At 32.1% G+C, this 20,388-nt stretch carries 23 protein-coding genes and 1 pseudogene; 7 read left to right on the top strand and 17 right to left on the bottom strand.

The features are described 5' to 3' along the window. Positions 1-223 precede the first annotated feature (223 nt). Entirely contained in the window at positions 224-904 is a 681-nt protein-coding gene (locus AC57AW_RS08310) for a Crp/Fnr family transcriptional regulator (protein WP_122636993.1), read from the top strand. 49 nt (positions 905-953) lie between these two features. On the opposite strand, the pseudogene AC57AW_RS08305 reads toward AC57AW_RS08310, so the two are convergent. Both AC57AW_RS08305 and AC57AW_RS08300 read right to left on the bottom strand, forming a co-directional pair. Beyond that, positions 954-1,360: pseudogene (locus AC57AW_RS08305) on the bottom strand (ferrochelatase); the annotation flags it as partial. Between the two features lie 133 nt (positions 1,361-1,493). After that, positions 1,494-2,591, bottom strand: coding sequence for a calcium:cation antiporter (locus tag AC57AW_RS08300; RefSeq protein WP_496351497.1), 1,098 nt, complete (start codon positions 2,589-2,591; stop codon positions 1,494-1,496). Between the two features lie 465 nt (positions 2,592-3,056). Between AC57AW_RS08300 and AC57AW_RS08295 the strand changes: the two genes are divergently transcribed. From AC57AW_RS08295 to AC57AW_RS08285, 3 genes are all read left to right on the top strand, one after another. Continuing rightward, entirely contained in the window at positions 3,057-3,275 is a 219-nt protein-coding gene (locus AC57AW_RS08295; protein ID WP_496351496.1) for a hypothetical protein, read from the top strand. A gap of 140 nt (positions 3,276-3,415) precedes the next feature. Further along, complete coding sequence (locus tag AC57AW_RS08290; protein ID WP_496351495.1) at positions 3,416-3,751, top strand: cupin domain-containing protein; 336 nt, start codon at positions 3,416-3,418, stop codon at positions 3,749-3,751. 147 nt (positions 3,752-3,898) lie between these two features. Then, the gene (locus AC57AW_RS08285; RefSeq protein ID WP_122637001.1) at positions 3,899-4,147 is read left to right on the top strand and encodes a heme oxygenase; all 249 of its coding nucleotides are present in this window, start codon (positions 3,899-3,901) and stop codon (positions 4,145-4,147) included. 65 nt (positions 4,148-4,212) lie between these two features. Here the strand turns inward: AC57AW_RS08285 and AC57AW_RS08280 are convergent, their stop codons facing one another. The 3 genes from AC57AW_RS08280 to AC57AW_RS08270 form a co-directional block, all read right to left on the bottom strand. Then, positions 4,213-4,686 (bottom strand): MaoC family dehydratase, encoded by a 474-nt coding sequence (locus tag AC57AW_RS08280; RefSeq protein ID WP_047437600.1) that lies wholly within the window; start codon positions 4,684-4,686, stop codon positions 4,213-4,215. Positions 4,687-4,912: 226 nt separating this feature from the next. Beyond that, positions 4,913-5,107 carry a cold-shock protein gene (locus AC57AW_RS08275; RefSeq protein ID WP_007845908.1) on the bottom strand — a complete coding sequence of 65 codons (195 nt, stop codon included), beginning with the start codon at positions 5,105-5,107 and terminating at the stop codon, positions 4,913-4,915. 51 nt (positions 5,108-5,158) lie between these two features. Next, on the bottom strand, positions 5,159-6,277 hold the full coding sequence (locus AC57AW_RS08270) for a DEAD/DEAH box helicase (RefSeq protein ID WP_496353874.1): 1,119 nt from the start codon (positions 6,275-6,277) through the stop codon (positions 5,159-5,161). A gap of 438 nt (positions 6,278-6,715) precedes the next feature. On the opposite strand from AC57AW_RS08270, the gene AC57AW_RS08265 reads away from it, so the two are divergent. Together AC57AW_RS08265 and AC57AW_RS08260 are read left to right on the top strand one after the other, a co-directional pair. Then, on the top strand, positions 6,716-7,669 hold the full coding sequence (locus AC57AW_RS08265) for a beta-1,6-N-acetylglucosaminyltransferase (protein ID WP_496351494.1): 954 nt from the start codon (positions 6,716-6,718) through the stop codon (positions 7,667-7,669). A 77-nt stretch (positions 7,670-7,746) separates the two neighbouring features. Then, on the top strand, positions 7,747-8,334 hold the full coding sequence (locus tag AC57AW_RS08260; RefSeq protein WP_007845912.1) for a Crp/Fnr family transcriptional regulator: 588 nt from the start codon (positions 7,747-7,749) through the stop codon (positions 8,332-8,334). Between the two features lie 137 nt (positions 8,335-8,471). On the opposite strand, the gene AC57AW_RS08255 is transcribed toward AC57AW_RS08260, so the two are convergent. The 7 genes from AC57AW_RS08255 to AC57AW_RS08225 form a co-directional block, all read right to left on the bottom strand. After that, positions 8,472-8,933 carry a cupin domain-containing protein gene (locus AC57AW_RS08255; RefSeq protein ID WP_496351493.1) on the bottom strand — a complete coding sequence of 154 codons (462 nt, stop codon included), beginning with the start codon at positions 8,931-8,933 and terminating at the stop codon, positions 8,472-8,474. A gap of 86 nt (positions 8,934-9,019) precedes the next feature. Further along, the gene (locus AC57AW_RS08250; protein ID WP_496351492.1) at positions 9,020-10,018 is read right to left on the bottom strand and encodes an alpha/beta hydrolase; all 999 of its coding nucleotides are present in this window, start codon (positions 10,016-10,018) and stop codon (positions 9,020-9,022) included. 102 nt (positions 10,019-10,120) lie between these two features. Next, positions 10,121-10,861 (bottom strand): carboxymuconolactone decarboxylase family protein, encoded by a 741-nt coding sequence (locus AC57AW_RS08245; RefSeq protein ID WP_007845915.1) that lies wholly within the window; start codon positions 10,859-10,861, stop codon positions 10,121-10,123. A gap of 31 nt (positions 10,862-10,892) precedes the next feature. Beyond that, positions 10,893-11,522, bottom strand: a complete 630-nt coding sequence (locus AC57AW_RS08240; RefSeq protein ID WP_007845916.1) for a flavodoxin — start codon at positions 11,520-11,522, stop codon at positions 10,893-10,895. A 78-nt stretch (positions 11,523-11,600) separates the two neighbouring features. Then, on the bottom strand, positions 11,601-12,590 hold the full coding sequence (locus tag AC57AW_RS08235) for an alpha/beta hydrolase (RefSeq protein ID WP_496351491.1): 990 nt from the start codon (positions 12,588-12,590) through the stop codon (positions 11,601-11,603). Positions 12,591-12,776: 186 nt separating this feature from the next. Further along, positions 12,777-13,760, bottom strand: a complete 984-nt coding sequence (locus tag AC57AW_RS08230; protein ID WP_496351490.1) for an aldo/keto reductase — start codon at positions 13,758-13,760, stop codon at positions 12,777-12,779. 213 nt (positions 13,761-13,973) lie between these two features. Further along, positions 13,974-14,825, bottom strand: a complete 852-nt coding sequence (locus AC57AW_RS08225) for an aldo/keto reductase (protein WP_496351489.1) — start codon at positions 14,823-14,825, stop codon at positions 13,974-13,976. Between the two features lie 197 nt (positions 14,826-15,022). Between AC57AW_RS08225 and AC57AW_RS08220 the strand changes: the two genes are divergently transcribed. Beyond that, the gene (locus AC57AW_RS08220) at positions 15,023-15,919 is read left to right on the top strand and encodes a helix-turn-helix domain-containing protein (RefSeq protein ID WP_496351488.1); all 897 of its coding nucleotides are present in this window, start codon (positions 15,023-15,025) and stop codon (positions 15,917-15,919) included. 378 nt (positions 15,920-16,297) lie between these two features. Here AC57AW_RS08220 and AC57AW_RS08215 read toward each other — a convergent pair whose 3' ends face one another. The 5 genes from AC57AW_RS08215 to AC57AW_RS08195 all read right to left on the bottom strand — a co-directional run bounded on the left by AC57AW_RS08215 (position 16,298) and on the right by AC57AW_RS08195 (position 20,120). Next, positions 16,298-17,446, bottom strand: coding sequence for a hypothetical protein (locus AC57AW_RS08215; RefSeq protein WP_496351487.1), 1,149 nt, complete (start codon positions 17,444-17,446; stop codon positions 16,298-16,300). 27 nt (positions 17,447-17,473) lie between these two features. Further along, a complete protein-coding gene (locus AC57AW_RS08210; RefSeq protein ID WP_496351486.1) occupies positions 17,474-17,992 on the bottom strand; it encodes a hypothetical protein in 519 nt (172 codons plus the stop codon). A 140-nt stretch (positions 17,993-18,132) separates the two neighbouring features. Beyond that, entirely contained in the window at positions 18,133-18,975 is an 843-nt protein-coding gene (locus AC57AW_RS08205; RefSeq protein WP_318848304.1) for a hypothetical protein, read from the bottom strand. 242 nt (positions 18,976-19,217) lie between these two features. Beyond that, positions 19,218-19,463, bottom strand: coding sequence for a hypothetical protein (locus tag AC57AW_RS08200; RefSeq protein WP_318848305.1), 246 nt, complete (start codon positions 19,461-19,463; stop codon positions 19,218-19,220). 81 nt (positions 19,464-19,544) lie between these two features. Continuing rightward, entirely contained in the window at positions 19,545-20,120 is a 576-nt protein-coding gene (locus tag AC57AW_RS08195) for a hypothetical protein (protein WP_318848306.1), read from the bottom strand. Between the last annotated feature and the right edge of the window lie 268 nt (positions 20,121-20,388).

The following is a 20,388-nucleotide window of genomic DNA, read 5'->3' as shown; positions in this document are numbered from 1 at the left end:
ATCCAGTATACTTAAAAATTCGTTATATAATAATTTATCTCTAACTTCTCTTCATTACATTCAGTTCATCTCTTAAAAAGACTTTCTTTCCCATTTCAAGAGCAATTTTCTTACTTTTGCAAAAATAATCCGTTTAGAAAGATAACTTGGTGATTTATGTAGGCTTAAAATGTGATTTAAGTTAAATTTTGAGTTCTTTTTCAATATTTAAGAAGTAAAAATTATGGTTTCAAAATTTATTTTTAATAATCAATATCTTTTTAACGAGCTTCCTGAGTATGATAAAAACCTACTCATTACTGCCATGAAAAGTAAAAACTACCGTAATCATGAAGCTATATTTACAGACGGCACAAAGCCCACCGGTATTTACTATTTAAATGAAGGTAAAATAAAGAAGTACAAAGTAGACAATGATGGAAGAGAGCAAATCATTTACATTTACAGTTCGGGTGAATTTTTCGGATATTCTGCTATTTTAAGTAATGAGACTTATGGAGATACCACATTAACCCTTGAAAATTCTGTCATCTCATTTATTTCAAAAGATGATTTCTTAAATATCCTTAATCAGTCACCAGTTTTTTCAAGACTCTTATTAAAATCCCTTAGTCACGAGTTTAGTGTCATGGCTAATCTCATGGCAGTCTTATCACACAGAACCGTTAGAGAACGGGCTGCTCTCAGCTTATTGATCCTTCATGATAAATATGCATCTAACGAGTCCAAAGAAAATGTTTTTATCACGCTATCCCGAATTGATCTGGCCAATATGGTGGGGACAGCAAGAGAAACCTTAGCCCGTATTCTCAATGATTTTAAACAAGATAATTTTATTAAAATTGAAGGACGCAAAATACAATTAATCAACATTGAACAATTGGTTCGTATTGCTAATTTTTAAATTGAAAATATGGATTCAATGAGGATAGTAAAATATCATCACCCGATACTCAAATGAGATAAAACTGATTAAGTTTTTCTTCACAAAGTGTTTTATCGCCTCTATCCATCGATCATCATCATTAAGACATGGAATATAATGGAAGTTTTTTCCTCCTGCATGCAAAAACTGTTCTTTTCCTTCCACCGAAATTTCTTCAAGTGTTTCGAGACAGTCAGACACAAATGCAGGACATACCACAGCAAGATTTTCAACGCCTTTTGACGGAATTATCTCTAAGGTTTGATCAGTATAAGGTTCGATCCATCTGTCTTTTCCTAATCTTGACTGAAAAGAGATAATAGTCTTTTCTCGTGGCAAATTCAAATATTCAATAACTTTTCTGGTCGTCTCAAAGCATTGATGACGATAGCAGAATTGATGGCTGGGATTTGTTTCCCTAGAGCAACAGTCGTTGCTGGACTTGAAGGGAAAAATGTTAATCTCAATCAGGAAACTAAATCAACAGTCAGCTATCTCATGGCAAGGCTATGTTTTCCCAAATAACAACCCTTAATTATCGCCATATTAAATATTAATACACAATAGCTTATGGAACTATCGTAATAAAAAGGTAAATTAAAAAAATAGCGATCAGTACAATTCCCTGCATGATATTGGTTCTGCCTGTTGCCAGTGAGACGGTAATAATAAAAAGAGACAGCCCCAAAAGTATTGTTGATTTAATATCTATTCCTAATGTCATTCTTATACCGGTTATTACAGATATGATAGCGATGGCAGGAATACTCAGCCCGATACTAGCCAAAGCAGAACCAAAAGCCAGATTTAATGAGGTTTGGATCTCATCACTTTTCGCAGCCCTGAACGCAGCCACCCCTTCAGGAAGGAGAACAATACCTGCAATAATGATACCTACAAGAGATTTGGGAGCACCCGCGGAAACCACTATATGCTCAACATCCTTTGAAAGAAGCTTTGCCAGTAAAACAACTATTCCCAGGGATAATAGTAACAATATACAACTGATATACAATTGTTTTCGGGAAATCATTTCATGATTATCTTGTACTGGCTGATTTTTGGATAGTTTGTTCTCTGGAGAAATGAAAAAGCTTCGATGTCTAAACGTTTGGATCATAGTAAATCCAAGATAAAGTCCTAAAGAAATCAAGGCGATAAAAAGCAATTGAAAGGATGTATATTCGCCTCCGAGATGACTTACCGTATAATTAGGCAGAATAAGCACAAAAATAATAACAGAGGTAAGCGTAATGAGTGCCGTACTTACCCCCTGTAATGTAAAGCTCTGTTCTTTGTATCTTAAGGAACCTATCACAATACAGCTCCCAATGATTCCGGTAAGGATTATCATTACAGCAGCAAAAACCGTATCTCTGGCAAGGGTAATGGTTTCTAAGCCTTTTGCTCCCAGCATAATAGAAATAATAAGTCCTACTTCTATGACCGTAATGGCAAATGCCAGAAGCAAGGTTCCAAATGGCTCTCCCAAGCGATGGGCAATAACTTCGGAATGATACACCGCTGCCAAAACACTTCCCATCAAAAATAAAGCAAGAATCACAGAGTAATACCCTGAAGAAAAAACAGTATTTCCAACATAAGAAAGCCACGCCAGAATAGGAACTAAAAAAGTCCACATCCATAAATATTTTTTTATATTCATAAAAACAATGATATTTTTTACAATTGAATTGTCCTTTGGAGAAAATCACAAGATTTATATTCCCTTTTTCAAAAACAATTTCTAAAAATGATTTGAAGCAGACTAGAGAGGATATACTGGAAATATCAAATAATGAAAAAAGTGAATATGTCGGAACTTAGAGTCCGGATCATCAGTTCAATGTAGTTAATCAGCAAGATACAATTAATTAATAACTTATTAGGAATTATATAGTAGTATTTTAGGTTTGCAATCATGTCCTAAGGCTCAATAATCTCTATTACTTCATAAATAGTCACCAAAACCATTGTTTTTAGGATCAACCGTCTTACAGATGCTCAAAAATAAACTGGAATTTTGTAAAAGTGTGATATGTACAACATAAAAGAAACAATCTGTAGTACAATAGATTATTAAACACCCATCTTTGTATTGTAGCAATGAAGTTACACTAAAATCCACCATATGGACACAAACAAAAACAAAGACGACAAATTTTTCAAAACTCCTGGAGACTGGATTGAGCAGTCAAAACAACTGAAAGAAAAATTTTCAACATTAACGGATCACGATTTGAAGCTTGAAGAAGGGAAAGAAAGGGAGATGCTGGAAAGAATCGGAAATAGATTAAGAAAAAACCGTGAAGAAGTTCTCAATATTATCAAAGAAATCAATCTTTCATAAATTGTTTTCAAGAACAGTTAAAACCTATTGATAAAAATATATTTATCAGAGACTTAATTGTAAAAAGGGATGGAATATCAGACAGTTCTATCCCTTTTATTTACAACAGATTCTGATCTTCCATACTTAAACAAGCAGTGATGAAACATCAAGAACTTGAAAAATCAAAAGTATATCTTATCAGTCAGATTGTGGAATACATATCGAATTCTGTAGTCAGTAAAACCATATTAGAAAAATTACCTTGCAATATCAGCGCTTTAGCATTTGATGAAAAAGAAGGATTATCTGAAAAAACTTCTCCTTTTGACGCTTTTGCACAAATTATTGAAGGTAAGGCAGAAATTATTATAGACGGAGCCACTTATTTTATGGAAGAAGGTGAGTGTATTATTATTCCTGCCCATAAATCTCATTCTATAAAAGGAAATAAACGCTTTAAGATGATCGTAACAATAATAAGAAGCGATAATTAATAATCTAAATACCTTATCTATTTTAACAGAAAAGATATTTTAAAAAATTGAAATTCAAAAATAATTCTCTGAACCATCTAAGCTGAAAATCCCATTATTATTTCTTTTACAAATAAAGATCACCAAAATTAAATACTATTTGATGTCATGAAAATAATACACCTTTTTCATTTTAAAAACTCAATTTTCCGTAAAATCCCTTTCTTCAAAGAAGACGATAGAATGAAAAGTGATGTAATAGAACTCGATATAATGAATATTGAAATAGTAACCGAGTATATTGTTAAAGCCCATGATAGTTTTACTTTTGAGAACACATCCAATACTGATCTTTTATCAATGTGTAAAAAAGCCCAAAAAACGATAGAACATTACTTTGTCGTAAGATTGGAATGATTAGGATGTTATTTAACAAATCAGATTCCTTGCAGATAAGTAAGTATATATTTAATACGAACGGTTTACCTATTATTTTCTTCTAAAAAATGATATAGAAAAATAACGTCTCCTGTATAAGCGGGCTTAGATTGATTTCTTATCAAAAGTTTTGCTTCTACCACTACTTTTATGGTTCTCCTGAGGTCGGTGACAGATTTTACAGTTGCCTGAAGTTTTACATCACTACCTACAGTTACAGCTTGACCAAATTTAAGATTCTCAATTCCATAATTGATTTCCATTTTTACGTTTCTCACCTCAGCAATTTGTTTCCAGAGATAAGGGATCAGCGATAAAAGCAAATAGCCATGAGCAATAGTAGATTTGAACGGGCCTTCTTTTTCAGCTCTTTCTTTATTAATATGGATCCACTGGTCATCTAAGGTTGCCTCTGCAAACCTGTTGATTTGATTCTGATCTATGGTGTGCCAGTCAGAAAACCCAACCATTTGTCCTTCGAAAGCCTTATACTCAATAAAATTGTTAATGATAATCATATTTGTCTGTCTTTTTATTTAAACTGATTGGAATTCTTTCTTGAAAAACCTCTCACATAAATGTGAGAGGCAAATGAACATAATGGAAAATAAAAAGTGATTTACATCAATGTTCTTTCAAACAATATTTCAAAGGTTACTGGACTTTGAATTGTAAAAAAATATAAAAATATAATACTGAAATTGAAAATAATATTTATTTCAAACAGATGATATTAAAGTTTAATTATGCCAGTTTTACATTAACCGCATTTAAACCTTTATCACTCTTTTGTACATCGAAAACGACTTTATCATTTTCACGGATTGATCTTGTGTCTAATCCTGAAGAATGTACAAATATATCTTTACTCCCGTCTGTAGGAGAAATAAATCCGAAGCCTTTTGCTTCATTGAAAAATTTTACTGTGCCTTGTTGCATTGTAATTATTATTAAAAAATTATTTATTGTTTTCTGTAAACTCTACAGATTTTATTTATAAAATGATCTGACCGGCATTGTGAATCCTATCAGTTTTTGAATATTTTTAAGATCTAAGCGCTCATCGGTATCGCAAAATGAAATAGCGGTACCTTCCGTTCCTGCCCTTCCGGTTCTTCCGATCCTGTGAACATACGTTTCAGGAATATTGGGAAGCTCATAGTTTACTACATGTGGAAGATCATCAATATCAATACCTCTGGCTGCAATATCTGTAGCTACCAATACTTTAATCTTACTGCTTTTAAAATCATCAAGTGCATTCTGTCTTGCGGTCTGAGATTTGTTCCCATGAATCGCTGCAGCAAAAATCCCTACTCCTTCCAATTGCTGTACCAGCTTATTGGCAATATGCTTAGTACGGGTAAAAACTAGTGAACGCCTCATATTTTCATTTTGCAATAAATCAATCAACAAACCCGTCTTATCTCTTTTTTCCACAAAATAAACGGATTGTTTCACCGTTTGTGCGGTTGAAGATACCGGAGTTACAGTAACCTCTACAGGATTATTCAGAATTGTTTCCGCAAATTTTCTTATACCTGAAGGCATTGTGGCCGAAAAAAATAATGTCTGCCTTTTCTGGGGAATCAGCTTTAAAACTTTTTTGACATCATTGATAAACCCCATGTCAAGCATTCTGTCTGCTTCATCCAAAACAAATATTTCTATTTTAGAAAGATCAATATGTCTTTGAGTAACCAAATCCAGCAATCTGCCGGGTGTAGCCACCAGAATATCTACTCTTTTCCTAAGAGCCGCAAGCTGTCCGCCCGCTGGGACTCCTCCATAAATAGAGAGTTGTGATAAAGGTAAATATTTGCTGTACACAGCAAAATTCTCTTCAATCTGTATTGCTAATTCCCGGGTCGGTGTAAGTATTAATGTTCTGATCTCTTTATGATCAGGGGTATATTTTTTTAACAACTGAAGAATAGGCATTGCAAATGCTGCCGTTTTTCCTGTACCTGTCTGGGCACATCCTATAATATCTTTTCCTGCAAGAATATGGGGTATTGCTGTATACTGTATTTCAGTTGGCTTAGAATACCCTGCTTCTGTTACAGCACGGATAATGGGATTGATTAAATTTAAATTTTTGAAACTCATCATAATGTTCGGTCTTCCCGATATTTTGTAAGCAAATTCCCTTTTCAGAATTTGAATTGGTGTATCATAATGATGAATAAAAAAATCTTTTTTCTTCATCATTTTACTTGCTTAACTTCCGATAAATTACCTGTGTAGTATTCATGAGCCTGCAATAACGTATCATTCTAGGATGAAAAGACTTGTGGAGTGTTTTCACATTCGAAACCCGATTGATAATTGGGTGGCTGAAAAAGCAAAAACTGAAAGAAAAAATGGTGAGTTTAAACTATTACAGAATGGCAAAGGCAGAAACCTGTTTTATAAATGTATTGCAAATATACAACAAAACAATTAGGCAACAGTAAATTTAATTAACTGATTATCAAAAACATATTCGTAGCTTACGCACATAAACTGAATTGTTTGCCTGTGCGGATGATTTTAAATTTCAGCCCCATGCAAAAGTCATTGTACATAACTCGTCCCCATTCCCAAACTACAGACCTGCATTCAGCTCCGCAGGTGAGGATTGCTTATTTTATTATGATCCATCATAAACCTGATACATTTAAAGAAATGTTTCAAAAAATTTATACAAGGGATCAGTTTTACCTTATTCATATCGACCGGAAAGCAAAAGCAGAATTTACAGAAGAAATACAATTATATTTAATACACTTCCCCAATGTGTATATTTTGGAAAGCATGAATATTGTGTCCGGAGGATTTAGTATGATCCGGGCTGAACTTAATGCGATGGAATATCTTTTGAATGTAAGTCATGACTGGGATTATTTTATCAACCTGAGTGGTGAAGACTCCCCACTCAAGTCACAAAATATTATACGTCAATTCCTTACCGTTAATAACGGAAGAAATTATCTTTTTTATTATGACCAGAAATTTTACAGGCCTGATACACTGCAAAGGATACAAAATCATTTTACAGAGCTAACCCATAAAATATCTTCATTTATTTATAAAAGAGAATTTATGAAGGAAGTTATACCTTATATTGGTGGGAAATGGCTTATCTTTACAAGAGAAACCTGTGTATTTTTAACCAATAATAAAAGGGTAATGGATTTTGAAGATTATTACCTTCACACTCTTTTACCAGCTGAATCATTTTTCCAGACAGTACTCCTCAACACAGCCTTTAGTGATATTATTGTGAATGATGATAAAAGAGCAGTCATTGAAAAAACTTTTTTTAGTAAAGACCAATATACTGACAACTTCATAGAAACTCTAAAATCCTCCAATGACCTTTTCATCAGAAAAATAGATGATAAAACAAATAAAAATATTCTAAAATATATTAATGACACTTATCTTCTTCCTTTACCTGAAATTAATGAAGTTGAAAGAGAACTTAAGAGAAATGATCACGATGACAAATGGTCATAAGAAAGCTTTATACGCTTGTAAATAAATTAGGAACTGCACACAAGATAGTTTCATATGAATAATTAAAATAAAAATTGATGCTGATAAAAGAGGAGCTTTTGATGAACTATGGAGCTAAAATTGTAAATTTTACAAAGGGAAAATATGTATTTAAAGAAAATGATGACGTAGTCTCTTATTTTCAAATTTCAACAGGAACTGTGAAGATTGTCAGTGAGAAAAAAGCGGGTCGTGAATTTATTCACAACATTTCTATTCAAGGTGATTGTCTAGGAGCACTTTTCCTGTTCTTAAAACATCCATATTCTGTAAGTGCCATTGCAATGGAGAACTCTAGGATAATCAAATTGGAAAGATTGGGCTTTGATTTAATGCTAAAAGATAATCCCAAAATACTGTTAGATTTATACAAATATACCGCAGAAAATATGCATTATACCTACCTGATGAAAGGATTTGCATCAGAAAGCCCGTCAGAAAAAATAACGAATCTATTCAACTACTTAAAAAAATCAAAACCTCCGACTGATTCTTATCAAGTATTTCTCACCAGACAGCAAATTGCATCGCTAACAGGATTACGAGTGGAAACTGTTATAAGAACAATTAAAAAACTGCAAAATCTAGGAATACTCCTGGTTATCAATCGCAAAATATTTTATTAATAATATATCTTTTTACTTGACTAAAAACTTCCAAATTGAATATTATAATGGCTACAGAAAATAATTTAGGTTTGCTTTTCATAAAATTTATTTTTGATTGGTTAATAATTATCTATTAAGAATCTTCCCCATTTCCATTACTTATGATACTCTTCTTCTGTCACAGGTTGTAACCATTCTACCGAACCCTTCTTATTATCAGTGACTGCAATCTGAACGAAATATGAATTTTCACTAGCACCGTGCCAATGCTCAACATTTGCAGGACATTTGATAACATCTCCTTTATGTAAAATCTTTTTAGGTTGCCCTTTTTCCTGATAATATCCTATCCCATCAGTTACAAGGATAATTTGTCCACCGGGATGAAGATGCCATTTAGTTCTCGCTCCGGGTTCAAAAGTTACATTACCTACCCCCGTATTAAGTGTCTGTTCTTCCTGTCCCAGCATTTGCAGCCAAACGTTGCCTGTAAAATTGTTATTGGTTACTTTTCCCCCTTTAGGAAAAATATTAGTCATTGCTCTTTCCAATGTAGATTTACTGCAACAGCTTGATACAATTAATATTGATAAAAGTAATGTAACTATTTGTTTCATATTTAAATATTTAATCTTAATTCTTTAATAAAAGAAGGCTTGTTATAATTTGCCTTGCCACACTTAATATTAAAACTTTCAGCTTTTTATAGATTTTTTCCGAAAAATTCAGTCAGTTTTTTAACTGCTTTTTCTACATATTCAGGTCTCCAATACGTTTGGATATGCGTAGCACCATCAATGATGAATAGTTCTTTCCCTTTTGCATTTACTGCTTTCTGAAAAGCTTCATCCGTCATATATTTGGTATCTGCTTTACTTCCAGCTATCATCAATAAAGGTTGATTAATCAAATCCATATTGTCCGCAGCATCCCAGGTCATTAAATCCAGTAAATTGCTGGTGGGATATAAAAAAGTCGAGTTGGGATGAGCATTGGTGCGATAATAATAAATATAACCTTCCCGATAGAGATCCGTATTTGTTTTCTGAATTTCTTCATCGGTAATGCTTGCCACACCTGAATATACTATTTTACCACCCGCTACTTCCTGTGCCCTTGCATCGGAGGCTTGTTTCAAACGCTCCTGAATAGTATTCAATCCCGAATTCATAAATCCATTACGTCTTACTTCTCCAGAATTAAACATACTTAAAGTAGCAATCGCTTTAAATCTTTTATCTGATTGAGTGGCTTTCACAGTATAGCCACCACCACCGCAGATACCGAATGCTCCGATTCTATTAATATCAACTCCAGGATATTGTGAAATGAAATCTGCCATTCTGCGAATGTCTTCCGTTCTATATACAGGTCTATCGGTGTGTCGAGGTTCTCCCCCACTTGCTCCCTGATAAGATGCATCTGCAGCAATGGTAATATAGCCAGCTTCCGCTAAACGTTGTGCATAAAGACCTGCTGTCTGTTCCTTAACACCTCCATTTGGGTGTGCAACAGTGATCGCAGCATATTTTTTTGAAGGATCATAATTTGCCGGTGTGTAAACATTGGCAGCGATATCAATTCCATTCAATTTATACTTTACAGGATAAATATTTACTTTTCCTGTTACATTTTCTTTGATTGCATCATCATAAACCAATCCGAAAGGATTATTATGTTTGACAACTTCAATTTTTTCCATTTTTGTTTTTTTTGTTTGTGCATTAATACTAAAGCTTGTTGCTATAATAATTAATGTTGTCATTGACATTATTATCTTTTTCATTTTTTTATTTTAGATCGTTTATTTAGGTTTATTTTCTAAAACCTGATTTAAAACCATTTTGGTTGCATTTGATTTTTCTTTATTAATAGTAGAGCTGACAACAGTAACAAATTCCTTCAACTGCTGTGGTGACCATCCAACGTTTAACGAAATCCCTAAATGAGAGTGCAACATTGGTTCAGCATCACCAATAGCACTGATTACAGAAATCGTCACCAACTCTCTTTGTGCATAAGTCAAAACATCCCTCTCAAAAATATCTGCGAATAGATGTTCCTTTAGAAATATATCTATTGTCGGTGCAAATGCTGAATAGCCGGAAAGTTTGTCTGGTTGTTTTGTTTGGGTAAGTTGACCCAGAATTTCCTTTCCTCGCTCATACTTGTTGTTTTCATTATCAATAAGCGAAGCTTCTTTTCCAACAATATCATTAATACCTTTCACCTTCCTTTCATCAAGAACTTCCATAAAAGTCTGTAAACCTCTTATGCTTCTAGGAAAACCACAATAAGCATAGGTATGTACCAAAATTTCCTTTATTTCATTAATAGTCAGACCCGAATCAAGACCGGAATTTAAACTACCTTTTAATTCTTTCAATTTACCTTGCGCTGTAAATGAGGAAATAGCAATGGTACTTTTATCTTTTTCACTTAAATGATTACTTGGTGTTGTTAATTGTTGTGCTTTCATATCAGTTACAAAAAGTGAAACACTCATTATCTGGATTATTAAAATGAAATACTTCAATTGTTTCATTATTTTACTTTTAAAGTTTAATTCAACTACATTATTTAGACATTCCGATTCTGGTAAGCCATTCTTTTACTTTCTTTTCTGCTTCAATTTTCTTCTTTCCTTCCATTACGAACAGAATACCATCCCGCTCAACACCACCTTTGATCGTAAAGCCTTCTAATATTGTACTGCCAGGACTTAGCTTTTTCACGGTGTCAAAACTGTTTCCAATACCATAACCTGCATTGGTATTAAAAGGAATAATTGTTTTCCCTTTAAAATTGTTCTGGCCCAAAAAACTTTTCATCGGAGGTGGTAATTGCATTCCCCAGGTTGGAAACCCCAAAAAGATCACATCATATTTTTCTATATCGTCAATCTTTGTTTTAAGCGGAGGTAAAAAATTAGTGTCATTTTCTTTCGCCACCTGATCTACAATTGCTTTGTAATCTTCGGGATAAGGATTCTGTAATTCCAACTCAATTAAGGTTCCACCGGTATTTTGATGAATGATGTCGGCAATTGTTTTTGTATTTTTTGTTCGAGATAGATAAACAATCAATACATTTTTGTCTTTCAACATTTCCTTTTTTTCAGACATTGATTTCTGAGCTTTTGAGCAAGATGATAATAATAGAAGTACTGCACAAAACCATACACCAAAATTTTTCAACTTTTCCATATATCATTTATTGTTTAACAAAATTCAGAAAATAGCAGTTTAAAATCGGTAGACAGATTACGGATAATGCAACCAATATTACTTATCCAACCCTTTCTCTTTCAACCATTTTGATAATAATCCTGCAACTTCTGCATTATTCAGATCAGACATTAGAAAATGGGTATTTCCTTTGATACCCAATTCCGGAAGATGAACAATAGTAACGTCACCACCGTGACTATTGACAACTTTCGCCCATTGCCTTGCCGTTTTCAGAACGGTTCTCCAAAAATTTAGTGATGCTGCAGTAGTTTCTTCAGTTGGAATATAATCTCCATAGTAAACTATAATTGGGATTTTGGTTAGCTTCATAAAATCTTGTATGGGAACACCTTTTCCTCCTCGGTTTCCTTCAGGTTCTTCTCCTTCCGGAAAGGTGAATCCTCCAGGTTCATAGGCAACTACAGCTTTAATTTTTTCATTTTTAATGGCTGTTTTCCATCCGGGTGAGCCTCCTGCCGAATGTGTGAAAAGAATCCCGTTTCCGGATTTATCCATAACCGAAGACATTGCATTAACAATCGTTGCTTCATCTACATTTGCTGTATTAGGTGTCATCATACGGAAAAATTGATCCATAGAAATGCTGTCTTTTGGAAACTGAACGCCTTCATTGAATTTGGGGTAAAGACCAATTCGAAATTGGGTAAACCAAGTCTGGTCATCTGGCGTACCGCTAATTTGTCCGGGTTTTGTAGTCTGCCCGGCCTCTCCACGCCCCGGCTGATCGACAAGATAAACACTATAACCGTTTCTTAAAAATAGATTAGCAAAACCTTCTCTTCCATCTGCTGTGGTCTGCCAGCTTCGTCTGGACTGTCCATAACCGTGCAGGAAAACCATCGAAAGTTTTTTAGGTTTTACAGGAATTTGGTAAAAAACATCAGCGTGATCTCCGTGTCTTGTTTGCCCACCTTGAGGAACATTCCATGGTTTTAAAGGATCGAAAACGCCATCACTTTTGATAACCGAACCTCCAGCAGAAAAATTGCCTTGTGATGCAATAGTAATTGGTTTTTGTGCCACCTTATTTTGTCCCTTAACAAAAAAATTGGAGACTAAAATTAAGGTAATTAAGCTTAAATATTTCATTGTTTTATTTATCATTGCTCATTCTTTTAAATTTAATTATCAATAATTTAGAAAAGAAAATGAATACACTTTTCTTTTGGTAAGAATAAAATATTACACTTGATTGATTTTAGTATATTCTTATTTTCCGACCCTTTCTTTTAAGTGCTGCGGATATCTTTCTCCAACAACTTTAATTACAGAAAGAGCATCTTCGATTTCAGATAAATCCTGAGAACTCAGTTTTAAATCAACTCCGCCAATATTTTCTTTTAAACGATGTAATTTGGTAGTGCCGGGAATTGGAGCAATAAAGCTCTTTTGAGCCAGCAACCAAGCTAAAGCAACCTGAGCAGGAGTAGCTTCTTTCTCCATTGCAATTGATTTTAATAAATCTACTAAGGCCTGGTTTGCCTTTCTGTTTTCTTCAGAGAATCTAGGCACAATATTTCTAAAATCTGAGTCCTCAAATTTTGTTTCTTCATTGATTGCTCCTGTTAAAAAACCTTTGCCTAATGGGCTGAACGGAACAAATCCGATTCCTAATTCTTCTAATGTAGGAATGATTTCTTTTTCAGGTTCACGGTAAAACAAAGAATATTCACTTTGCAAAGCGGTTACGGATTGTACTGCGTGTGCTCTGCGAATCGTTTCCACCCCAGCTTCCGAAAGACCAAAATGCTTGACCTTACCTTCCGTAATTAAATCTTTTACCGTTCCGGCAACATCTTCAATCGGAATATTTGGGTCAACTCTATGCTGATAAAATAAATCAATATAATCCGTCTGTAGTCTTTTCAAAGAATCCTCTACCACTTTTCTGATTCTTGCAGGGCTACTGTCTAAGCCCTTTGTAGAATCTCCATCTTCAAATCCGAATTTGGTGGCCATTACAACATCTTTTCTAAAAGGTTTCAATGCTTCTCCAACTAATGCTTCGTTAGTGAATGGGCCATAACATTCAGCTGTATCAAAAAAAGTTACGCCATTTTCAAAAGCGCTTCTTATTAACTGAATGGCTTCCTGCTTTTCGGTTACTTTTCCATAACCAAAACTTAATCCCATACATCCTAATCCTAATGCGGAAATTTCTAATTTGTTATTTCCTAATATTCTTTTTTCCATTTTTACTAAATTTTATTTTGTTTTTAAAGGCGCTTCCACATCGGAAAATTGCTGTACAAAAGGTGATATTTCTTTTGACAATTTATGATCAATTGTATTTTCTTTAAGTATTGAATTGAAAGTTAGCAATGTACTTCCAACAGCTGCTAAACCAGCTGTCTTTATTTATATCTGTTCTATTCATTTGATCATATTTTTACTGATGCAATTTGATTACAAGTCCAATTTTCTTTCACTAAGCCATTTAACCATATTGGGATCTCTATGGTCAAAGAAAAGACTGGAAGCAGTATCTAAAGTGGCGATAGCATTCATCTCTTCAGAAGAAAGTTCAAAATCGAAAATGTTGAAATTTTCAGCCATCCTTTCTTTTCTTACCGATTTTGGAATAACGATAACATTTCTGCTTGTTAACCAGTTCAAAATCACCTGAGCTACAGATTTGTTATATTTTTCTGCGATTGTTTTTAAAACTTCATTATTAAAAATATCATTCTTTCCTTCTGCAAAGGGTCCCCAGGATTCTATCTGTACATTATTTTCAATTAGGAATTTTTGTGTTTCAACCTGTTGATGGAAAGGATGTGTCTCTACCTGATTGATTGCCGGTGTAAATCCACTGTTGGCAATTAAATCGGCAATCCTGTCTGGATGAAAATTGGAAACACCTATAGCCCTTACTTTTCCTTGTTTATACAATTCCTGCATTGCTCTCCAAGAACCAAATACATCTCCATAAGGTTGATGAATAAGGTATAAATCCAGATAATTCAACTGAAGTTTTTTCAATGATGTTTCAAAAGCTTTTAATGTATTTTCATATCCAGCATCCTGCACCCAAAGCTTTGTTGTTATAAATAAATCTTCTCTTGCAACCTGGCTGGCTTTGATCGCATTACCAACAGCTTGCTCATTTCCATAAGATGCAGCAGTATCTATTAATCTATATCCAGTGTCGATAGCATCAATAACAGCTTTTTCACATTCCGCAGGATCCGGTACCTGAAATACTCCAAATCCTAAAATTGGCATTTCTAATCCGTTGTTTAATATTACTTTTTTCATTTTTGATTTTAATTTAAATTATTGCTTCATAAAGAAGTTAATATTGTTTATCAACTTGTTATTGCAAATTTACAACCTATTGACAAGCATATTGGTAGACAGATTACGGAATTGATAACCAATATTACTGTTCTGACTCTGATTGTAAAAAAGAGGTTGTTTTTATCTTTAGATTTGCATTACAAAATGATACAGCAATGAGCAATTCCATCAATTTTGAGACAGTGGATGATTATAATCAATTTAATAATCAGGAAACTTTACATCCTTTGGTAAGTGTGATAGATTTTTCAAAAGCGCATAAAAGGACCGGGTCTAAAATGTACTTTAATCTGTACTGTATTTTTTTAAAAGATGTGAAATGCGGTGACCTCAAGTACGGTCGGGCAACTTATGATTACCAGGAAGGAACGTTGGTTTTTGTTTCTCCGGGACAAATTGTTGATGTAGAAAATAAAATTGACATCTATCAGCCTTTGGGACACGGATTAGTTTTTCATCCGGATTTAATCAAGGGAACTTCTTTAGCTAAAAGTATTTCTGAATACGGTTTCTTCGGATATCAAACCAATGAAGCATTGCACCTCTCTAAAAAAGAGCAGCAAATGGTTTTGGAAATGTTCGCTGATATTCAATTTGAATTGAGCCGGCCAGTGGATAAACACAGTAAAAAAGTTATCACATCAAATATTGAGCTTTTTCTTAATCATTGTGACCGCTTTTATGACCGTCAGTTTATTACGCGGGAAAATGTCAATAAAGGTATTTTAGAAAAATTTGAAGAATTATTAAACAACTACTTTTCATCTGAGAAACCTAATACCGTAGGGCTTCCATCTGTAGCTTACTGTGCAGATGAATTACATTTTTCACCCAACTATTTTGGAGATCTGATTAAGAAAGAAACAGGAAAAACTGCACAGGAATATATTCAGAATAAAATTATTGATGTTGCCAAGGAAAGAGTTTTCAACATTGATCAATCTATTGCTCAGATTGCTTACGAATTAGGATTTAAATATCCACAGCATTTTATCAGACTTTTCAAGCAGAGAACGGGTGTCACTCCTAATGAATATAGAAGTTTGAATTAAATCTGTTATCAGAATAACTATTTACTTTTTATTTGGAAGTTAAAAATTTTCTAACTTTCATACCAAATACCTCTATTTTATTTTCAATTAATATAGAGAAAAGCACAGCCAAATAAAGACTTACTATTGCAATATAACTCTTGTTTAATTTTGCTCACACGTAGCAAATCATTGATAAAAGTGTTAGAAGATACGCTAGTCTTGGTCACATTAAAGGATTATTTAATTCTACGATTCTTTCTAAATCTTCCACTAAATGTTTCGATATCTCTTCGTTTATGGGTACAAAAAACCTCTGAAATCATTTGATTTTCAGAGGTTTTTGATTTTTAGGGTGGTCAAAAGGGTGGCTAATTATTTTATTTAATTCAATTTTTTTTAAACAAAAGAATTCAGGATATTTTGAAATCTTGAACTTTTCCCCTCCCTATACCCTTTTTCTTTAGCTTGCCTCATAATATATTTATTAAAAGGACGTAATTTATTTTGTTCAGATTTTTTACATTCCACTATGTAATTGTCAATGAGGATATCTAATTGTAATATTCCATCAGCAAAGTAATCTTCAAGTTTAATTAGAATTTCAAGAGGTACCATTACAAATTCTTTCACAAAACAATCTTCAGGAATAATTCTACTCCGTTTCAATTTTTCAAACCTGTCATTCAGTAAATACCTGAAACCTTCAATGTCAAAGCAAGGATCTTGATAGACAATTATAGGATAAACATTAAATCTATCCGTTATCTCAAATCTATCCAAATTCTGGAAGATTGTAGTTAAGTAATTCTCTATCACATTTAGTAACTGTGTTATACCTTTATCTTTATGTTTTTGATTTTTCCCACTTTTTTCTATTGTCTTAAGTTCAAAGTTTTGAAGAAACTCACGCTGAATTTTCTCTAAATTACCGCAATGTTTAATCTTAGCATTTAGCATAACATCTTTAAATTCAAATAAAAATATGTTTTTTCCTTTTCTGATATAAAAATCAGGTTCTCCATCTCCTATTTTTTTTCTCAACTCATCTCCTGATATAAGTTTTTTATATGTTTTTGAAAAGCAACCTTGCATTATTTCATAAAACAAATATTTTTCTGTAAAACGTTCTCCTACTAATTGCTTAAGTTGAGGATAATTTTTTATTTTATTCATCCCCTTCTCTTTCAACGTAGAAGCAAGATCAAACAAAAAACTCTGAAACATTTTATCAATAAAAAATTTTGAAAAAATAATACTGTATAAATTATTGCCATGATAATAAATTGGCTTACTTCTTAATCCAGTAAAATCAGATGTCCTTTTAAAACTGTTGATATCAATACTCATCGCATTTAAAAGCTTTTTCTGATAGCATCTCACAGGAACGATTTTCATCAAGTTTGTAGCTCCTTCTTCATTAGTAGCATTTCTGAGATAGATGTGCAAAACAAAGTGTAAATAATCCTCCCATTTTTCAATCTGGTTTTCTTTTAGAAATACTTTTAGATATCCTTTGAATTCTACATCTTGCTCACAAAAAACCATAAAGTGATAAAACCTTATAAATTCTACTCAATAATCTTTAGGATAAATTACATCATTAATTTTTAATTGTACTGGCAAATGATGTAAAACTTGAGAGTCCGCATCTTTAATAGACGCCAAATCCTGAGTTGAATAATGAATCCTTTCATCACAACAAATTAAATAAGCAATAAATAAATTTGAAAAATCATCCTTTGACTCAAGTATATCCTCATTATTCTCATTATGGTTTTCTAAAATATACTCAATTAATATCAATAAAGAAGCTTTATCTATAAACACGTAACTCCCTAATTCATTAGTAATATATTGTAAATAATCAGTGATTTCACGTTGTAATTTTGCATTCATTTTAAACAATAATGGAATAAAAAAATCAAGTTCGCTTTGGTTACTTGTCATTAAACCCTTTTTAAATAGCAAATATGAAAGCCATTCAATAGCACTTTTTGATGGAATATTTTTAAGAATATCCATCAGATTATCTTCACCTGCAGGAAATATACATGAATATGTAATCTGCCTTTTCACCACTAAGCACTCCATTTCTTTACTAATTAATAATTTGAAATATTTTCATTTGATTTGTTAATTCTAAAAGAATAGAATGTGTAATAAAGAGTAAACTTAGCAAGTGAATTTTCAGTTTTCCAAAAATTTCGATAATCCAATTTTATACACATTTTTTAATTGGTATTTAATTTTATAATTTTAGACTCTGGTAATCCTAATTTATATTTTTGCCTGATAACTTCAGTAAAAAGATCAATTCTTGTTGATATCCATATATTTTTCTCACTTGACCATTCGGTTAATATTGAGACGAGCTTTTTATCTACTATATCAGTTTCATTAACTAATTGAGTTGGTACAAACCAAACCCCTCCTCCACTGATTCCATATGGATCTGGCCCAGTAATTTTTCTTTTGGTTTGATTATCAATTACCCTTTTTTTTTCATATGTAAGAATCAAATTTTCATATTCCTTACAATTTAAATCTTTATATTTTTTTTCATCAGCAGGTACAGTATTGTATATAAATGGGCTACTTTTTAATTCACCTTTATACTTATTAAATCGATTCTTAGATGCTGGAAATCCAATTGCAGTATAATAAGGAAGATTTTTAATTTCGTGGTTTATTCCCAACTGATTTTGGTTAATAAAGGAATATTGTCTTTTTATATAATCAACACTTTCATCATCTAATTTCAATATTGCGATGTCAATTTTATCATCTTTCCTTTTCTGGTTTTTATCTAAATTATTAAATGTCCATTCCCCACCAAGTTTCACAGTAAGCTTTTCCTCAATTCCTATCACAATTTCATTTTGTAAATCTTCAGACACATGAGCAGCAGTAAATAGAAAATGACAATCATCTATTTTCACTAAAACCCCTGTTGCATGAGGCTCAGGATTGCCATTTATTATTTTTAAATAATGACAAGTACATTTATAAGCATCTTGACTTGCTCTTAATTGAATTTCTTGATGATATTCCATCGTGGTTTTAATTATTGACATATTTTTTTGATAATTAGTTTTAATCTTTAAAATTATCCTTTAAAAATTAAATTTCTTTACGGTAACCCGTATGATTTGATTGCCTTTGAGACTTTTTAATATTAATAATCTATTCCTATAATATAAGCTAATGAAAAGATAACTCATCTAAAAGATTAAAAAATCATAAAAGCCTTATATATCGAATATAATAAGGCTTTTATGAAATATAATATTGATTATAAAGAATTCTAATTTACATATTAGTCATTACTAAAATACAAACCAATTTGTTGTACTCTTAAAATTTGATTTTCAATATGTTCATAAGAACAATTTTTATTTTCTAAATAATCTCTGTGCATATCTAAGAAATCATTAAAACCAACACCTTCCCTGTTAGCAATCTTTATAGCTTCTAAAGCTCTTTTTCGATCGTATTCATGCCCTGCAAAAATAAGATCCACAACACCATATGAAGTTTTAATTAAATTTTGTAGTTCTTCCATAATTATAGATTAAATATATTTTGTCTAAATTAAATTGTGTAGTGTAAGATTTATATTGTATAATATAGAATTTCTTAACGTTTAATAATTGTATCTTTCCAAATAATTTAAGTAGTCATTTATACGACTAATATAAATATTGGTTGAAATATGCTCGTAGTCAGAAACAATACTAAAAGTCACTGTTCTATTTAAAAATTTAATAGCTTCTTTAATATCCTCATTCTCCAATCGAGTAAAAAAATCTTGATAAACATTATATGGAATTTGATATGAATTATTCCCTAGACTATAGAATGAAAACTCTCTTGGTACTATTTCTATAAATTTTTGAATATCTTCTTTAAAGAAATTTAGTAATTCATAAAATAAAATATCACTAAATTCAAAATGAATCTTAAAACCACTTTCTGTTCTTTCAACAAGATACTTATCGGCATAATTTGCTCCGTAAAATTTAAAAAATTCATTTTCTGGATTAATTACATCTGAAACCTTAATTTGTTCATATTCTGTGAGTATCTCTTGAACAGAATCTAAATCTTCAGTAGAATAAAGTTCATAAAAATGATCATAATCTTTATGTCTAAATGATCTACTTTGTTCGTTGAGTTTTCTATACAGTCTTATCTTTTGACGTGCCTCTTCTAAGTTCATGTTTAAATATTTTTGGTTATTGTTTTTTAAAGATAAAAAAATCAAATTAAAATTCATTAATTACATTTTTTCCAAGTATATTAAATTTAAATCTATGTTCAATTAAAATAAGTATGCATGAGAAATCAATTTTCATAATTTATTCATCTTCTCTAGAATATTCATTCAAAAATCTATCGGAAAAATCCTATGTATCATTTTCGTTTGTTTTTTTAAACATCACTTAGAGGATAAAAAGTATTTCTATAACTTCCAAACATTATAATAA

Source organism: Chryseobacterium sp. BGA-UO-ETr-SB22, from assembly GCF_059567885.1.
This window is presented reverse-complemented; position numbering and strand designations above follow the sequence as displayed.

Bases quoted from the DNA above. Each gene is read 5' to 3' on its own strand.
- AC57AW_RS08310 (WP_122636993.1), top strand. From the start codon at position 224: ATGGTTTCAAAATTTATTTTTAATAATCAATATCTTTTTAACGAGCTT.
- AC57AW_RS08300 (WP_496351497.1), bottom strand. From the start codon at position 2,591: ATGAATATAAAAAAATATTTATGGATGTGGACTTTTTTAGTTCCTATT.
- AC57AW_RS08295 (WP_496351496.1), top strand. From the start codon at position 3,057: ATGGACACAAACAAAAACAAAGACGACAAATTTTTCAAAACTCCTGGA.
- AC57AW_RS08290 (WP_496351495.1), top strand. From the start codon at position 3,416: ATGAAACATCAAGAACTTGAAAAATCAAAAGTATATCTTATCAGTCAG.
- AC57AW_RS08285 (WP_122637001.1), top strand. From the start codon at position 3,899: ATGAAAATAATACACCTTTTTCATTTTAAAAACTCAATTTTCCGTAAA.
- AC57AW_RS08280 (WP_047437600.1), bottom strand. From the start codon at position 4,686: ATGATTATCATTAACAATTTTATTGAGTATAAGGCTTTCGAAGGACAA.
- AC57AW_RS08275 (WP_007845908.1), bottom strand. From the start codon at position 5,107: ATGCAACAAGGCACAGTAAAATTTTTCAATGAAGCAAAAGGCTTCGGA.
- AC57AW_RS08270 (WP_496353874.1), bottom strand. From the start codon at position 6,277: ATGAGTTTCAAAAATTTAAATTTAATCAATCCCATTATCCGTGCTGTA.
- AC57AW_RS08265 (WP_496351494.1), top strand. From the start codon at position 6,716: ATGCAAAAGTCATTGTACATAACTCGTCCCCATTCCCAAACTACAGAC.
- AC57AW_RS08260 (WP_007845912.1), top strand. From the start codon at position 7,747: ATGCTGATAAAAGAGGAGCTTTTGATGAACTATGGAGCTAAAATTGTA.
- AC57AW_RS08255 (WP_496351493.1), bottom strand. From the start codon at position 8,933: ATGAAACAAATAGTTACATTACTTTTATCAATATTAATTGTATCAAGC.
- AC57AW_RS08250 (WP_496351492.1), bottom strand. From the start codon at position 10,018: ATGGAAAAAATTGAAGTTGTCAAACATAATAATCCTTTCGGATTGGTT.
- AC57AW_RS08245 (WP_007845915.1), bottom strand. From the start codon at position 10,861: ATGAAACAATTGAAGTATTTCATTTTAATAATCCAGATAATGAGTGTT.
- AC57AW_RS08240 (WP_007845916.1), bottom strand. From the start codon at position 11,522: ATGGAAAAGTTGAAAAATTTTGGTGTATGGTTTTGTGCAGTACTTCTA.
- AC57AW_RS08230 (WP_496351490.1), bottom strand. From the start codon at position 13,760: ATGGAAAAAAGAATATTAGGAAATAACAAATTAGAAATTTCCGCATTA.
- AC57AW_RS08225 (WP_496351489.1), bottom strand. From the start codon at position 14,825: ATGAAAAAAGTAATATTAAACAACGGATTAGAAATGCCAATTTTAGGA.
- AC57AW_RS08220 (WP_496351488.1), top strand. From the start codon at position 15,023: ATGAGCAATTCCATCAATTTTGAGACAGTGGATGATTATAATCAATTT.
- AC57AW_RS08215 (WP_496351487.1), bottom strand. From the start codon at position 17,446: ATGGTTTTTTGTGAGCAAGATGTAGAATTCAAAGGATATCTAAAAGTA.
- AC57AW_RS08210 (WP_496351486.1), bottom strand. From the start codon at position 17,992: ATGGAGTGCTTAGTGGTGAAAAGGCAGATTACATATTCATGTATATTT.
- AC57AW_RS08205 (WP_318848304.1), bottom strand. From the start codon at position 18,975: ATGTCAATAATTAAAACCACGATGGAATATCATCAAGAAATTCAATTA.
- AC57AW_RS08200 (WP_318848305.1), bottom strand. From the start codon at position 19,463: ATGGAAGAACTACAAAATTTAATTAAAACTTCATATGGTGTTGTGGAT.
- AC57AW_RS08195 (WP_318848306.1), bottom strand. From the start codon at position 20,120: ATGAACTTAGAAGAGGCACGTCAAAAGATAAGACTGTATAGAAAACTC.